Origin of the sequence: Bartonella sp. TT121SHDZB (assembly GCF_042193415.1) — a bacterium.
Classification (GTDB): Bacteria; Pseudomonadota; Alphaproteobacteria; order Rhizobiales; family Rhizobiaceae; genus Bartonella.
Window position 1 is genome coordinate 36,367 of record NZ_JBHILR010000004.1, and the last position, 17,301, is coordinate 53,667.

The following is a 17,301-nucleotide window of genomic DNA, read 5'->3' on the forward strand; positions in this document are numbered from 1 at the left end:
AATGGATTACAAACAAAATTTAAAAGATAATTCTCACGATGGATTGCAGCGTGGGTTACACAACCGACATGTACAACTTATAGCCATTGGAGGTGCTATTGGAACAGGTCTCTTCATGGGATCAGGAAAAACAATTAGTGTAGCAGGTCCTTCCATCATACTCGTTTATGCTATTATCGGTTTTGCTCTATACTTTGTCATGCGTGCTATGGGAGAATTGCTGCTTTCTAATTCTCAATACCGATCTCTTATTGATTTTTCAACCGATATGCTAGGGCCAGGAATCGCTTTCTTTGTTGGCTGGAGCTATTGGTTAAGCTGGGTTGTAACGGGAGCGGCTGATATTATTGCCATCATTACTTATATGAACTTTTGGTGGCCAACACTCAATCCATGGTTCACTGTTTTTGCTTGTATTAGTGTCTTTTTAATCTTTAATCTCTTTGCCGTAAAACTATTCGGTGAACTTGAATTCTGGTTTGGTCTTATCAAAGTCGTCGCAATTTTAGCATTAATTGTTGTTGGTTTTTATATGATTGTTACAGGCTTTACCACTCCAAATGGTACGGTTGCTTCTCTCAATCACGTATGGAACGATGGAAATATCTTCCCGCGAGGAATAACAGGATTTTTTGCTGGATTTCAAATTGCCATTTTTTCTTTTGTTGGCATAGAAATTGCTGGAACAACCGCTGCTGAAGTCAAAGAACCTAGAAAAGTTCTTCCCAAAGCAATTAATGCAATACCAGTCCGTATTGTACTCTTTTACATTTTTTCTCTCGCTGTAATTATGTCTGTCACACCTTGGGATCAAATTGTTCCAGATAAAAGCCCCTTTGTCTCGATGTTTTGGCTTGCAGGCATTCCAATAGCTGCTGGCTTGGTAAATTTTGTCGTTCTCACCTCAGCTGCCTCTTCAGCAAATAGTGGTATTTTTTCTACCAGCCGTATGATATATGGACTTGCAACACAAAAAGGTGCCCCTCCAATTTTAGGTAAACTTTCTAGATATCATGTTCCAGCCAACGCTCTATTCTTTTCCTGCTTATGTATTTTAATAGGATACACAATTGCCTCACTCTCTCCAAGCCTCATAAGTGCTTTTACAATTGTGACGAGCATTTCAGCTATTGCATTTTTATTCGTATGGTCTGTAATTTTGATTAGCTATATTGTGTATCGTCGCAATCGCCCTCATCTACACGCTGAATCCATCTATAAAATGCCAGGAGGTGTTATCATGTGTGGGATAATTTTAGTTTTCTTTGCTTTCATGCTCTATTTGTTGACATTAGAACCTGACACTCTACTAGCCTTAAAATATAGTATATTCTGGTTTATTTTCTTAGGTATAATGTATTTCATGTTCGTAAGAAAATACACATTTCAAAATAATAAATAAAACCTGTACATAAAAGACATCTCAAAAAAGGGTAACTAAATTTACCCTTTTTTCGCATAAAACATAAGCTATTTGTAAAGAATTCTCTATAAACTTCACTTACATTGTTTATTTATTAAACATGTAGATTTTATCTAAAACATCAGAAAAACAAAGTTTATATTCAACTTTTTCTCAAAATTAAAAATACAGATCTAAACAGAATACATCCTAATAGCTATCTATACTAAAAAAATATTTGTTCTTCTTATAATAAATTTTTCTTATTATATTTTCAAATTTAAGTTAAATATATTATTATTATAAATATATAGTAAAAATAATAATTTTTAAATTACTATAATAAATATATATAAATAATTATAATATATTACATTGTAATTATGTATAAATCATATAATATAAAATTTTATACTAAATTTTATATTATATTACTTTTAAAAAAAATAATTATATCATTAATTTGTAATATTTTTTCTTTATTCACATGGAATTGCAAAAAAAATTCCTTTACTCCTTAGTCATATCATGTTTCGATAAAAGGAATTACCTTTTTTAGAGTAATTTTTAACTTAAAATAACTAAAGGGAACTTCCCAAAAATGAACAAACAAAATTTAGAACAAAAAACTAAGAAGAAATTGCAACGTGGACTACATAACCGCCACATACAACTTATAGCCATCGGTGGAGCAATTGGAACAGGCCTCTTCATGGGATCAGGAAAAACAATCAGTGTAGCAGGCCCCTCAATCCTACTCGTTTATGCAATTATTGGTTGTGCCCTATACTTTGTCATGCGTGCTATGGGAGAATTATTGCTTTCTAATATACAATACAGATCTTTTATTGACTTCTCGACCGATCTTTTAGGTCCCTGTGCCGGTTTCTTTATCGGCTGGACATATTGGTTGTGTTGGATTGTCACCGGAACAGCTGAAATTATTGCTATTATCACCTATACACACTTTTGGTGGCCTGAACTCAATCCGTGGGTTCCTGTTATAATTAGTCTTATATCCTTTTTACTCCTTAACCTCGTCGCCGTAAAACTCTTTGGCGAACTTGAGTTTTGGTTTGGTTTTATAAAAATCATAGCAATTTTAGTCTTAATTGTTGTAGGATTTTATATGATCTTCACCGGTTTTGTCTCTCCAAATGGTAGAATTGCTTCCCTTAGCCATATCTGGAATGGTGGAAATATTTTTCCGCGAGGAATTACAGGATTTTTTGCTGGATTTCAAATTGCTATTTTTGCTTTTGTTGGCATTGAGCTTGCAGGAACAGCTGCAGCTGAAGTAAAAGAGCCTCAAAAAACTTTACCAAAAGCTGTCAATTCAATACCAATCCGCATTGTATTCTTTTATATTTTCTCTCTTATTGTGATTATGTCTGTGACGCCTTGGGATCAAATTAGTCCAGAAAAAAGCCCATTTGTAACAATGTATGCACTTATTGGTATTCCAACTGCCGCTGGTTTGATGAACTTTGTTGTCCTCACAGCTGCAGCATCTGCAGCAAATAGTGGAATTTTTTCTACCAGCCGCATGGTATATGGGTTAGCAACGCAAAAAGGAGCTCCTAAATTTTTAGGAAAACTTTCTCGTAACCACGTTCCAGCCAACGCATTATTCTTTTCATGTTTATGCATCTTATTAAGTTATGCAGTTGTATCATTATCTCAAACCCTCATAGCTGCTTTTACAATTGTAACGACAATTGCCGCAACTTTGTTTATATTTGTATGGTCTATCATTTTGATCAGCTATATCGTCTATCGCCGCAATCGTCCTCTTCAGCATACTGTCTCTCCTTATAAAATGCCAGGAGGTGTTGTTATGTGTTGGGCGCTTCTTACTTTCTTTGTATTCATTATTTATTTATTGTCATTAGAAGCTGATACTGCCATAGCTTTAAAATATACTCCAGCGTGGTTCATATTTTTAGGAATTGTATACTTTCTTTTTAGAAAAAAAATCATGAAAAAACTTAAAAGCCTTAAAAAACAAAGCCTATGGACAAGATAACACATTGATTTATAATGATAAATAGCGTTATTCATATTAAATTAAAGACCCGAATAATGTAAGATTCTCTCATTTCAAATCTGTTTATCTTGAATCAATCAAAATCACTTACTTGCACATCACAAGTGGGGCTGGCGTGTGGGTAAAAACTGTATAAGAAAGAACTAAAAATAGCTCTTATGAATCGTCTCAAGTGCCAAGGACTGTCGCAACATTGGGGGCTGACAAATATAATGATGGTGCCGGATTGCTTCTTCATAAGCGTAAAGATGGAGGTGCTCAATAGATTTACCATTATACCCTTCATGGTCGGCACCGTGAAATGGGCTTGGGTGCCTTAAGAGATGTTTCTTTAAAACAAACCCGTGAATTGGCAACTGGGGGGCGTTCTGTTTTACGTGAGGGACGTGACCCTATTAAAGAACGCAATAAACAAAAGCGTGAAGCAATGCGTAATCTTCCTCTAGACACTTTTGAAAGTCGTAAAGCAGAATTAAAAGGGGATGGGAAAGATGGGAGTTGGTTTTTACCATTACACCTTCATATTCTGCCCAAATTAGGTTGTCCGCCCGTTTCAGAGATTACAACAAACAGAGATACGCGATACCCTTGCCCCTATTTGGCAGAAAAAACATATAAAAAAGGGTAACTAAAGTTACCCTTTTTTGATATTTATCTATAAAATTATAAAAGCTGTCTACACTCTATCTCTATAGAGACTTCAATTACGCTCTTTATCAACCAAAGCATTCGATTTTATCCAAGGCATCATAGAACGAAGTTTTTTACCCACTTCTTCAATAGGATGATTATCATTTAAACGCCGCATACTTTTAAAATGAGCAGCACCAGCTTTATATTCTTGAATCCAATTCGATGTAAATTTACCCGTTTGAATATCTTTCAATATACGTTTCATTTCTGCTCTAGTTTTATCCGTAATCACACGTGGACCAGAGATATATTCGCCCCATTCAGCTGTATTAGAAATCGAATAATTCATATTTGCAATGCCCCCTTCATACATGAGATCAACAATCAGTTTCACTTCATGTAAACACTCAAAATAAGCCATTTCTGGTGCATAACCTGCTTCCGTTAGCGTTTCATAACCGGCTCGAATCAATTCAACAAGACCACCACAAAGAACCGCTTGTTCACCAAAAAGATCAGTTTCACACTCTTCTTTAAAAGTTGTTTCAATCACCCCAGCACGTCCACCACCAAGACCACATGCATAAGATAATGCTACATTATGAGCATGCCCTGAAGCATCTTGCGCCACCGCTATTAAACAAGGAACACCACAACCACGTTGGTATTCATTACGAACTGTATGACCTGGACCTTTAGGAGCAATCATCACAATATCAACGTTTTTTTTAGGTTCAATCAAGCCAAAATGAATGCTCAAACCATGAGCAAAAGCAATTGCTGCCCCATCACGTAAATGGTCATGAATATGCTCTTTATAAATATCAGCTTGCAATTCATCTGGTGTTGCCATCATAATGAGATCTGCCCATTTTGCTGCTTCAGCAACACTCACCACTTCAAAACCATCGGCTGTAGCCTTTTTAACTGTTTCCGATCCTGAACGCAAAGCTATTTGTACATTTTTAACACCGGAATCTTTCAAATTTAAAGCATGCGCACGCCCTTGAGAACCATAACCAACAATGGCTACTTTTTTCTCTTTAATGAGATTAACATCCGCATCACGATCATAATAAACACGCATAAAAACACTTCCTTCTTTCTCTATTTAAACTGGATTTCAAATTACTTTTTATTCAATAAGAAATATTATCTTCAGTGCATCACACACTATAAAGACAAAAAACACCGCTTATAAGAACAGAGCAATTGAATAAGCTTTTGAAGTTTACATATTGTATAGAAAAAACTGTGGTCCCCAAACATTCCCAAAACATATACGGATCCCCAAATACACTTCAACTGCTGCTCTAAAAGAACGATATATTACATAAAACAAGATTTCTAAAGAAAATATACCTGCTAATACTCTACTCTTCTATTGCGTATATTGCGCAACAAAACATTATATCCTAAAAATTAAAATACAACATACAATTTTTAACATGAACCAAATCAATATAGATAGCAAGAAAAATTACAAAATAACAAGTATTGTTTTAGTACAACCTTCAAAAGCATACACAGCAATATCTTTAGAATAATAGAGAAGACGCTTTTACTTTCTTTAATAACAACACCTCTCACGCAAAACAGAATGCCATTGTGTTATTCATTCATGCGCTTATTAAAATAATTTTTAATGCGCTCGAACTCTTTTCAAGAGTCCCCTATAATAATCTAAGATTTACCGTACACACCCCTCTTTACTTTATAAAGCTACAAGTTAATATCATCATTCTATTTTCTCGCTCCCAATGTTGCAATAGCCCTTTGAGCCTATTCATAAAAAGCATTTTGTGACTTTAAATCTGTTCATGATGAAATCATCCCCCCCCCTTGCGCATCACAAGCAGAATTGCATGTGAATATGTCTTATGAACCATCGCATGGCAAAAACTGCTGCAACATTAAACGAGCAAAAAAATGAAGGCGATAACTTATATCTTTATGACGTAACATGCTGATGCATAAGAGATTTTACGTTATACTCTTCACAAATAACGCTGTGAAATAAGCTCAAACATATTAAAAGATATCTCTAAAACACCTTATGAAGCTTAATAAAATTGAGTGCACTAATCCATTTAAAATTCTACGCCAATCCCTTATAATAAAAATACTCTAAAAAACCTATATTCCTTCGAGAAAATTATAGTAAAAAAATTGGGTAAAATTTCCTCATAATGGATAGTATATAAAAAAGCATTTCATACCCTAAAAAACACAAAAAATAGAAAGCTACCAATAAACAGAGGAAAATAGAATATTTTATAATGTATGCTAATAGTGCTATTTATCTCAACATATATAAAATTGTTTTTTAAGATAAATTGATAAAGCTTTATAAAAATTTTTCCCAATTTCATAGAGAAACAAAGATTACGATAATAACCGAATAAAACGCTGAACAGTATCATGCATTCCATACTCTAATGCATCAGCAATAAGCCCATGACCAATAGAAACCTCATCAAGCCAAGGAATATTTTTGACAAGAGCAGGAAGATTCATAAGTGTCAGATCATGCCCCGCGTTTATACCTAACTGCAATTCTTTTGCTCTTCTTGCTGCTAAAACAAGTTTATTGAGCTCTTGATCTTGTTTTGTTTTATCCTGAAATGCACCACCGTAAGGTCCCGTGTAAAATTCTACACGATCAGCGCCCATTGTTTTAGCAATATCCAGACCATCGACAGTAGGATTAGCAAAAAGGGATACACGAATCTTTCTGTTTTTTAAATTCTGAATAATAGGTGCTAAAAATTCTGCATCATGAGCAAAATTCCAACCATGATCAGACGTTGACTGATCTGGATCATCAGGAACAAGGGTAATCTGATCCGCATAGTTTTTAGCGATATCCAAAAATTGATCACTGGGATAACCTTCAATATTAAACTCAGCAGTAGGAAAAGTGTTCTTTATTAAACAGTATATATCTGGCAAATCCGCAAAACGAATATGCCTTTCATCAGGGCGTGGATGAACCGTCAAACCTGCTGCTCCAGCAGCAAGCGCTATATGCCCAATATTCGTTATACTTGGCCACGGAAGATTACGTCGATTACGCAAAACAGCAACAGCATTAAGATTAACCGAAAGTTTTACCGCCATACCCATTTCCATTTTTTATAGTGTGTAACAAGATAGAAAAAAGGCATTTTCCATCTGAAACTGAGATGATACACATATTTTCTCTATCGAACAATCGTTAAACGCTCTGCTGCGCGGGTAATTCCCGTATAAAGCCAGCGCGCATACATATCACGAAATGCAAAACTTTCATCAAACAAAACGACATTATTCCATTGCGAACCTTGCGCCTTATGAACCGTTAATGCATACCCATAATCAAAATCATCATATCGCTTTTTTAATTGCCATGAAATTTCTTGATCAGGGTTTTCAAACGCTGCTTTTAAAAGTTTAATCTTTGCTACCCCACGCTCACTTTCTTCTGGTTTCACAAGAAGATTAATACTTGGTTTAACGGTCTCCTTCTGTGAAGTCATCACCTTCCATAAAGAGCCATTCAACAAACCTTTAATAGGATCATTTCGCAAACACACCAGTTTATCTCCCGCTTGCGGATAATCTGCTGTAAATCCCTTTAACACACGCAAACGCTGATTATAAAGGTGGCGTGTACGATTAATCCCTACCAAGACCTGATCAGCATCCAAAACCAATTGTTGATTGACCTCTTTACGTGTCACAACGCGCGCTTCTCCATAGTCACCATAAGCAATATCGCGTCCTTCACGTACATCCATAGCAAGACGTATAATCGGATTATCGCGCGCTTGCCGATGAATTTCTGAAAGAAGAAAATCTGGTTCCCCATTAGAAAAAAAGCCCCCACCTGATATAGGAGGCAATTGACCTGGATCACCAAGAACAAGAATTGGCGTTCGAAAACTCATTAAATCACGGGCCAATTGTTCATCAACCATTGAGCACTCATCAACAATAATGAGTTTAGCTTGTGTAGCAGCACTTCTTCGATTTAACGTAAATGTTGGAGCAATAGACTTTTTTCCTGTTATTTCATCGGAAACTTCCTCTTCTCCACGTGGACAATAAATTAACGAATGAATAGTGCAAGCATTGCTTGCACCTTTAGAACGCAAAACCTGCGCCGCCTTCCCTGTAAAAGCAGCAAATTGAACAGAACCATCAACTGTCTCTGCAAAATAGCGCGCAAGCGTCGTCTTACCCGTCCCCGCATAGCCAAAAAGGCGAAAAAGAGGAGAACGCCCTTCCCTCAACCACGCTGCAACAGCCTTCAATGCATTATCCTGTTCCCGTGAAAACTGCATAGCTTACCAACATAAGATTTGCATAAAAAAAGCAGTATTTTGAAAAAAACCGACTATCAAGAAAAACTTTTTTATTAAGAATTGCTGACACACGCCCATCTAACAACTTTCGTAGCACAATTATCAATTATTTACCCATTGTTTTTCCAAGATATTGTAACAATCTAAATTTTATCTATACATCGATCTTCTGGGTAACACCTTATACTTATCAAATAAAATATCATTTTTTACAACAGTAACACCAACAATGGAATATGCATATCTTAAATTTAAAATAACACCTATATACGCTTTTTCTAACCAAAATTTAGAATGAGAAAAAGAGTATTGCAATTGCAAAAACCGCGCTAGAAAAAATGTCCTTAACAGGATAAGAATAATGTCATTTTATGAATACTATTCTACACAATCAATCAGCTTTCTTGCTCATAAAAATTAAAGTACATCCACTATTACGAAATAATCATTAAATATATCAAAAACCTTTTGGTAAAAATAGAAATAGCTCTCAACAAAACGACTTAATCCTACAATGATACACCTATAAGGTTCTTATTTCCCTCTTATCATGATTTTAATAAATTTACTCTTCATGCTATAAATAAGTGATATCTCAACGAATAAAGAGAAACATCACGCTTATATGCAGCACGCTTTATCTCGCACAAATATGGAACTTTTTCTGTTTCAACAATAAAATATGGTTCGTAAGTATGGCCTTCTTGGTAGTCTATTATAAGAAAACTGGGACATGGTTTCAGTCCAGCGTAACACTTCAGGTTCATCCTCTAAAATATGAGAAAAGCACAATTCTCCATCTACTGAGTCAAACTTTTTCTTTTTATCACAATGTTTTAAAGTTTATAAAAACTAACTAATTAATGCTATTCTTATTTGCTAGAAATAACAATGAAATCAAGGGGGATAATTTGTTAATAGGCTTGGCGTTATGTCAAAATATCAGTGGTGATATTGCTTTTTGGTTGTTTTAGAAATGAAATAATGAACTCAAATATTGATGAATGAAACAGGAAGTTTAAATTGAAAATATTAATTCCAGATGACTATCAAAAAGCCACCCTAACATTACAGTCTATTACAAAATTAATGAAATCGCATGAAGTGCTGGTTATAAATAATTTAGCTAAAGAATGTGATTTAGAAGATAGGCTCAAAGAGATAGATATTCTGATCTTAATCAGAGAGCGGACTATAGTTGATAGAAATCTTCTCCTGAAACTGCCAAATTTAAAATTAATCTGCCAAACAGGCCCTATAGGTTCACATATTGATATAGAAGCTTGTAGAGACTTAGGAATTGAAATATTAGACGGTGGTGGAGATCCAACTTCTGCTGCTGAATTTGCATGGATCTTAATTATGTCTGCGCGTAGAAAACTCTGTAAATCTGTATCTGATATGAAAAAAGGACGATGGCAAACAACATTTGGCAACCAAATGAAAGGGGCTACTCTTGGAATATTCGGGTTTGGGCGTATTGGTAAAATGGTTGCTCAATATGCTCAAGCTTTTGGCATGTCCATTTTGGTTTATGGGAGCGAGCGTTCAACGCAAGAAGCAAGAAATTTAGGTTATCATTTTACGCATTCAAAAGATGAATTTTTTACACGTCCTGACATTATATCCATCCATTTACGTTTAAGTGATAAAACCAGAGAAATCATAAAATTAGATGATCTATTGAGCATGAAACCTCATGCTATTTTTGTCAACACTGCACGTTCAGCTTTGGTTGAAAAAGGAGCGATAGAAAAAATACTCAGTTTGGAAAATTCAACTTACTTTGCACTGGATGTTTATGACAGCGAGCCAGTATATGAGAGCAAATTATTGCAATCAGATAGAGTTCTTTGCACACCGCATCTGGGCTATGTGACTGAAGAAAGCTTTGAGAATTATTTTGAAAAAGCTTGCCAAAATATAGCTTATTTTATAAAGAGCACTTAATGCCAGCTGAGCCAATGTTTGTAAAATTTATCTTATATCGCTAGCCTATCAAATTTGCATTACACATAACAGCTTATTTCCTTAAATTAAGCATATTTCTTAGCTTTCATATTCATACCAATCGTATTGACAGATTTTTATGTAATCAGCATAAAATACCTCATTTATTGTTGCAATCATTATTAAAAAAAGGCTACTTCATTGGAATACACTTTAATTGGAGGGGGGATGAGTGAGCAATAATAAATTTATAGAAAAAAATTATTATAGATGGATTGTATTGCTTGTTGCCACGATCGCTCAAGCTTCAGCCTGCTTCTTTGTTCAAGGGATTGGTCCTTTAGCTGAATTTTTTAAGAAGGATTTCTCGCTTAGTGACTCTCAGATAGGTTTACTATCTTCAGCAGCGCAATTCCTACCTATTATTGGGTTACTCATAGCTGGTGAATTATTAGACAAGTTTAACGAGCGCTATATTGTTGGAGTTGGCGCGGTTGGCGTTTCTGTCGTTCTTTTGTTGGGAGCAATCGCAGATAACTCTATTTCCCTTTTGGTTTGTTTGCTCATTGTAGGGGGATTTTATAGTTCTGCCCAACTCGATGGCGCTAAATCTGTTTCTTCATGGTTTGCACAATCGCAGCGCGGATTTGCAATGAGAATAAGGCAGACGAGGCTACCATTAGGTGGAGCATTAGCTGGGATAGTTCTTCCTGCTAGTGCGCTTGTCTATGGCATACAAGGTGCGTTTTTGGTCGGTGCCATAGTTTCTTTTTTAGGTGGATGTGTATTTATTATTTTTATCACTCACCAACAAAAGTTGTCACTATCGTTCCAGAAAGCAAGGCAAGAATTTCGTTCTATGCAAATGTAGGGTCTCGTCTTGCGATGTTGGCTGCGCCGCATATGAAGAATATTATTTTTCAGGCGTTTCACTTGTGATCGCTCAATATGGTTTAACCATTTTTATAACGATTTATTTTTATAGAATCGATCACCTGTCTTTAGATAAAAGTGCTTATTTGTTTTTTATTTCACAGGCTTTTGATGCCTTAGGAAGAATTATTTTAGTAACGTGAAGTGATCATTGTAGAAAAGGACGATTTTTTCCTGACTTGTTTTGCATGATTGCAGTCGTTTTTGGATTTTTAATATTAATTTGGGGCATGAGTGGATCCATAATTTATTTAACTATTTTATCTGCAATGTATTATCTAAAAATGCAACGAAATAGCCATTAATGTGAACATATGAATTAAAAAACAAACATCGCGTACAAACAAATTCAAACATAATTGGACACACAACTTATAAAATTTTTTAGATGAACAAATAATAATACACCCTATGTCTTTAAACAAAGAAGAGACAGAGATGAAGACTCCAAAGACTTCATCATCACCATCCTTCACTATTTTGTTAACATATTAATTTTATACAAGAATCTTTCCATCGGAAGAAACAGCATTTGCAATAGCTTCTTCGTTTGCCTCATCGGGTAATAACATCTCATTATGGGCACATCCTGATGGGATCATAGGAAAACAATTTTCTAAATGATAAACACGACAATCGAAAAGAACAGGCTTATCACAGTCAATCATTTGCTGAATTTTATCATCAAGTTCATCGGGTTTTGAACAATGAATTCCTACGGCTCCATAAGCTTGAGCCAATTTCACAAAGTCAGGCATAGATTCCGTATAAGAATGAGAAAGACGATTACCATGCAGCAATTGCTGCCACTGGCGAACCATCCCCATATACTGATTATTTAAAATAAAAATTTTCACCGGTGTGTCATGCTGGATTGCTGTTGCAAACTCTTGAATATTCATCTGAATGGAAGCATCACCAGAAATACACAAAACAAGCGCATCAGGATGTGCTATTTGAACACCGATAGCAGCAGGAAGACCATACCCCATCGTTCCAAGACCACCAGAAGTCATCCAATGTTTTGGCTCATCAAAGTGATAATACTGCGCTGCCCACATCTGATGCTGTCCAACATCCGTTGTAATATAAGGACAGGCATCTTTGGTAAGAGCATATAGCCGTTCAAGAGCATATTGTGGCATGATAACATCTTTTTTTTCCATATATGCCAATGAATTACGAGCTTTCCAGCGATTAATTTGCATCCACCATGTTTTACGACTTTCTTTATCGAACTTTGATTGATGTATATGCAAATGTTGCATTATATCTGCCAAAACATGCGCCACATCGCCAATAAGTGGAACTTCTGCTTTTACAATTTTATTGATGGAAGAAGGATCAATATCAATATGAATAATACGCGCATGAGGTGCAAATGCATCAAGGCGCCCCGTGATACGATCATCAAATCGTGCTCCAACAGCTAACATGACATCACAATCATGCATGGCCATATTAGCCTCATAGGTTCCATGCATTCCAAGCATTCCAAGCCAATTTTTACCGGAAGCAGGATAAGCACCAAGTCCCATGAGTGTTGATGTAATCGGAAAATCCCCCAATTGAACCAAATTACGTAAAAGCTGTATAGCTTCCATCCCCGATGAAATAACACCACCACCAGAATAAATAACAGGACGTTTTGCTTCAACTAAAAGAGAAACAGCAGATTCAATAGCCTTAGTATTCTCTTTCAACGATAGAGAAGAATGCAAAGGATCCTGAACTTGAGGGGCTCTATAAAATCCTGAAGCAAATTGAACATCCTTAGGAATATCAATCAAAACCGGACCTGGACGCCCTGATTGAGCAAGAAAAAAAGCCTCATGAATAATTTCTGCAAGATCATTGACGTTTTTAACCAGCCAGTTACGCTTCGTACAGGGCTTTGTAATACTAACCGTATCAGCTTCTTGAAAGCCATTTGTTCCAATGATCGTTGTCGCTACCTGACCAGAAAAACAAACAAGAGGTATAGAATCCATAAGAGCATCTTGCAAAGGTGTAACAGCATTTGTTGCGCCTGGACCAGAAGTCACAAGCATAACACCTACCTTTCCAGTACTGCGTGCATAACCTTCAGCAGCATGCCCTGCAGCTTGTTCATGGCGCACCAAAATATGCTGGAGTGTATCTTGGTGATAAAGAACATCAAAAATAGGCAAAACAGCCCCACCAGGATAACCAAAAATATGTTCAACGCCTTGATCTATAAGAGCCTGAACCACTATTTCAGCGCCCGACATTATTTTTCCATCTGCACTCTCTTGCTTTCTTGGATCATTTCTCATTTTTCCCACTCACCTACTTTATAGGACAATAAAAAAGCCCCTAACGGAGCCCATAAAAAAAGCTCCCAAAGGAGCCCATTACACAACACATACTGTATGATTACCCCCCATTATTCCAACGTATAAAATATATAAAAAATTCCTTGTAGACAGATTTTTAATTCCATTGATACCATTCGTCAATAAAAAATTATATTTTCTAAAAAATTTCTTTTTTACGAATTATCTTTTATCTTTCGAAAGTTTCTTTGCAAGGCTCCAGCTCTTTTATCAAAAAGTAAGCATCCATTCTTCATCAAATTGATTACGAAACCATGTCATTTGTCTTTTTGCATATCTCCTCGTTTGTGTTTTCACCGCTTCAAGAGCATTCTCAAAGCTTCTATATCCATCCAAATAAGCTATAAATTCAGGTATACCAATAGCCTTCATTGCTGGTAATGAAGGAGAAAGCTTAAGATTCTTCATGATCATCACTTCTTCTAAAGCTCCTCTTTCAATCATAGAATCCAAGCGTTTATGAATACGTTCATAAAGCAGAGAACGTGGTGGCATGAGAAGAATTTTTTCGGTAAAATTCGGTGCAATGAGAGGTGTTGTTTTTTGTTTCTGCCACCAACTGAGCGTCTTACCAGTTGCATCGTAAACTTCCAAAGCACGGACAATACGCTGTCTATCGTGCGAAGAAATTTTTTCAGCAACAACAGCATCAATCTGCAACAACTGGCGATAAAGACTTTCAGCTCCCTCTTTATCAAGCAGCAAACGCCACTTCTGCCGCACAACATCTGGAACATGAGGGATTTCCGAAATCCCCTCTAAAAGAGCACGAAAATAAAGTCCTGTTCCACCAACAAAAATAACTGATCTTAAAGAAAAAGTAGCCAATAGCTTCTCGACATCACATAACCATTGCCCTACTGAATAATTCAAAGTAGGGCTCACATGACCATAAAGATAATGTGGAACAATCTCGGTATCAGCCTCCCTCGGCCGTGCCGTTAAAATATTTAAAACATCATAAACCTGCATTGAATCAGTATTAATAATGAGAGCATTCTTTTCTTTTGCCATTTGCAAGGCAAGTTCTGACTTCCCACTTGCCGTTGGCCCTGCTATCAATGTAATTGTTCTTTGTGCCATGAATAGCAATTTCTCCCAATCAATAACTTATTGCAACATACAGACACCCCCAAAGCCACTGTATTTTCTCTCCATTATCATAGAGTAAATACTTCAAACAAAAATACGAACACAAGTTCTCTTTAATACAAAGAAAATCCTATGAAACTTATAAAAAAGAACAAATGGACTTAATAACTACACCAAAAGAATTTCCAAGCATTTTTGCTATCATAGTTCAATAATAAACTACAGCCATAATCATTCTGTCCATTAGGCCATAAAAAACAAACTCTTTGTCATCCTTCATAAATATAATACTGAGCTTAACCTATATAATCGCTTTATTTTGTCCTATAAAAACAGCCTGCTACGATGGTTTATAATAAGCGCCTCAAAAACTGTCTTCTTGACGCTCTCTTTTTTATAATTATTTTTTTATCTATCATTAAGAAAGGTATAAATATATATAATTTGATTGAATATAATATAATTTTTCTCCAAGATAACTTTTTCAAATTGAAGTGAAAAAACGTTAATTATAGCACACAAAATATAATCACAAAGCGCTGAAAGTCCCATTGAATAAAACACTATTTATAACAGCATTTTGCAATTTGAAAGAGCATCCCCAATATCATATGATTTCCTCATTTTTTCTTTTCCCATAAAACATCATAGCAATACCATTTACTTGCGCATCACAAGCAAAGATAAAAATAGACTTAAGAAAGGCGTAGCAATATCTCTTATGCAGCATTTTCAAAGTCTAGGCTGTTACAATATTGAAAACTGGAAAATACTATGAAGGCACCAATTTGTACTTTATATTCAGTATAAAGATATAATGGTTTCCAATGGATTTTATATTACACACCCCATGCTCTCTGCCGTAAAATGAACGTAATCAATATGAGAGATTACATGCCTAACTTGCAAAAAAACCATATACTAAAGCTGATAAAAACAAAAAATGAATTTTTCAAATATCAATCCATTAGGATCGTTACGAACCGTAACTCTCCATCTGGATGCGCTACAATGAATAGAGCATTTTTGCGTCCAGCTTCACGTAATTTATGAATACGTTTTTTAGCCTCATCAATTGTTGTGACAGAACTCTGATTGATATCAACAATCACTTCACCAACGCGAATACGCTTTTTATCCGCTGCACTATTTTGTGTAACAGATGTCACTACTAGTCCTCGCAGTTTATCTGAAATTGAATAACGATGACGCAAATCCTCTGTCAGTTCAGATAATGTCATGCCCATAAATTGCATTGTCACGCTTTTCGACAGATCATTGTTTTTTTTATCATCAACGTCTTCTTCTGTATCTTCATTTGCATCTGTTTCAATCAAACGTCCAAGCTTAACTTTTACTGTTTTTTCTTGCCCATTCCGTAAAACAGTAACATCCACCACTTTTCCTTCTGAACTCTCTGCAACTAAACGTGGCAAATCGCGTGCATGCTTAATTTTGGAATTTCCAAAAGAAAGAATGACATCTCCAGTTTGCAACTGGCTATTATCTACATTACTTTCTTCCGTCTGTTCTATTTTACCAGCCACCAATGCCCCTACAGCATTGTCCAATTTTAAACTTTTTGCAATATCCTCTGTTACGGGCTGAATACGAATAGCCAACCAACCGCGTCTTATTTCTCCAAAATCACGCAATTGATTAATAACAGAAAGAGCCATATCCGATGGAATAGCAAACCCAATACCGATAGATCCTCCAGAAGGTGAAACAATTGCTGTATTAATGCCAATGACTTCACCATTTCTATCAAACAACGGCCCACCAGAATTACCTCGATTAATTGCTGCATCTGTTTGAATAAAATTATCATAGGGACCAGCATTAAGATCACGGTTACGGGCAGAAATAATACCAACAGTCACACTTCCACCAAAACCATAAGGGTTACCAATAGCCATAACCCAATCACCAATACGTGCTTTTTCTGAGTCACCAAAACGCACAGCTTTTAATTTTTTACTTCCTGCATCGACTTGAAGCAAAGCCAAATCAGTTTTGCTATCCTTTCCAAGAAGCTTTGCCTTTAGTTTTGTACCATCCGTAAAATTAACTTCAATATCATCAGCATCTACAATAACATGATAATTTGTAACAATAATCCCTTTTTGCGCATCAATCACAAAACCAGACCCTAAAGAACGCACCTTTTGAAATTGACTATCTTTTTGACCATCTTTGGGTGTAAAAAAATCACTAAAATATTCCTCCAGCAATGAATCTTTTGGAATAACGGGTACTGAAGTATTTTCATCCTGTTCTGTTCCCTCAACAGTCTGTGCCGTAGAAATATTCACAACCGTCTCCAAAAGCTCAGAAGCTAAATCAGGAATAGAAAGCAATGCCTTGCTTGTTTCTTCGCCCCAAGATAAACGCACTGATCCTGATAGAAACAAAATCACACAAAAAATAACTCTTGTGATACAAGACTTCAAAAACGTACTTTTACTCACGACACTTCTATCCATGACATGCCTTTAATCAAAGATGCAAAGAGCCCCACTAAATTTATCTACATAAAAC

Annotated in this window: 10 protein-coding genes and 1 pseudogene; 5 read left to right on the forward strand and 6 right to left on the reverse strand. The window is 35.8% G+C overall.

What is annotated here, in order from left to right; all coding sequences use genetic code 11:
* Position 1: 1 nt before the first annotated feature.
* The 3 genes and pseudogenes from ACFIKI_RS03560 to ACFIKI_RS03570 all read left to right on the forward strand — a co-directional run.
* Positions 2-1,402, forward strand: coding sequence for an amino acid permease (locus ACFIKI_RS03560; protein ID WP_375665705.1), 1,401 nt, complete (start codon positions 2-4; stop codon positions 1,400-1,402).
* Positions 1,403-2,003: 601 nt separating this feature from the next.
* Positions 2,004-3,428, forward strand: a complete 1,425-nt coding sequence (locus tag ACFIKI_RS03565) for an amino acid permease (protein WP_375665706.1) — start codon at positions 2,004-2,006, stop codon at positions 3,426-3,428.
* A 170-nt stretch (positions 3,429-3,598) separates the two neighbouring features.
* A pseudogene (locus ACFIKI_RS03570) lies at positions 3,599-4,060 on the forward strand (integrase arm-type DNA-binding domain-containing protein); the annotation flags it as partial.
* Positions 4,061-4,149: 89 nt separating this feature from the next.
* Here the strand turns inward: ACFIKI_RS03570 and ilvC are convergent.
* From ilvC to ACFIKI_RS03585, 3 genes are all read right to left on the reverse strand, one after another.
* On the reverse strand, positions 4,150-5,169 hold the full coding sequence (gene ilvC / locus ACFIKI_RS03575; RefSeq protein ID WP_375665707.1) for a ketol-acid reductoisomerase: 1,020 nt from the start codon (positions 5,167-5,169) through the stop codon (positions 4,150-4,152).
* A 1,298-nt stretch (positions 5,170-6,467) separates the two neighbouring features.
* Positions 6,468-7,202, reverse strand: a complete 735-nt coding sequence (locus ACFIKI_RS03580; protein ID WP_375665708.1) for a pyridoxine 5'-phosphate synthase — start codon at positions 7,200-7,202, stop codon at positions 6,468-6,470.
* Between the two features lie 83 nt (positions 7,203-7,285).
* Positions 7,286-8,407 carry an ATP-dependent RecD-like DNA helicase gene (locus ACFIKI_RS03585; RefSeq protein ID WP_375623318.1) on the reverse strand — a complete coding sequence of 374 codons (1,122 nt, stop codon included), beginning with the start codon at positions 8,405-8,407 and terminating at the stop codon, positions 7,286-7,288.
* A 1,044-nt stretch (positions 8,408-9,451) separates the two neighbouring features.
* Here ACFIKI_RS03585 and ACFIKI_RS03590 point away from each other — a divergent pair.
* Both ACFIKI_RS03590 and ACFIKI_RS03595 read left to right on the forward strand, forming a co-directional pair.
* Entirely contained in the window at positions 9,452-10,378 is a 927-nt protein-coding gene (locus tag ACFIKI_RS03590) for a D-2-hydroxyacid dehydrogenase family protein (RefSeq protein ID WP_375665709.1), read from the forward strand.
* A gap of 280 nt (positions 10,379-10,658) precedes the next feature.
* Positions 10,659-11,249, forward strand: a complete 591-nt coding sequence (locus ACFIKI_RS03595) for an MFS transporter (RefSeq protein WP_375665710.1) — start codon at positions 10,659-10,661, stop codon at positions 11,247-11,249.
* Between the two features lie 559 nt (positions 11,250-11,808).
* Here the strand turns inward: ACFIKI_RS03595 and ACFIKI_RS03600 are convergent.
* From ACFIKI_RS03600 to ACFIKI_RS03610, 3 genes are all read right to left on the reverse strand, one after another.
* Positions 11,809-13,608, reverse strand: coding sequence for an acetolactate synthase 3 large subunit (locus ACFIKI_RS03600; protein ID WP_375665711.1), 1,800 nt, complete (start codon positions 13,606-13,608; stop codon positions 11,809-11,811).
* 270 nt (positions 13,609-13,878) lie between these two features.
* Complete coding sequence (miaA, locus tag ACFIKI_RS03605) at positions 13,879-14,751, reverse strand: tRNA (adenosine(37)-N6)-dimethylallyltransferase MiaA (RefSeq protein ID WP_375665712.1); 873 nt, start codon at positions 14,749-14,751, stop codon at positions 13,879-13,881.
* Positions 14,752-15,719: 968 nt separating this feature from the next.
* The gene (locus ACFIKI_RS03610; protein WP_375665713.1) at positions 15,720-17,246 is read right to left on the reverse strand and encodes a Do family serine endopeptidase; all 1,527 of its coding nucleotides are present in this window, start codon (positions 17,244-17,246) and stop codon (positions 15,720-15,722) included.
* Between the last annotated feature and the right edge of the window lie 55 nt (positions 17,247-17,301).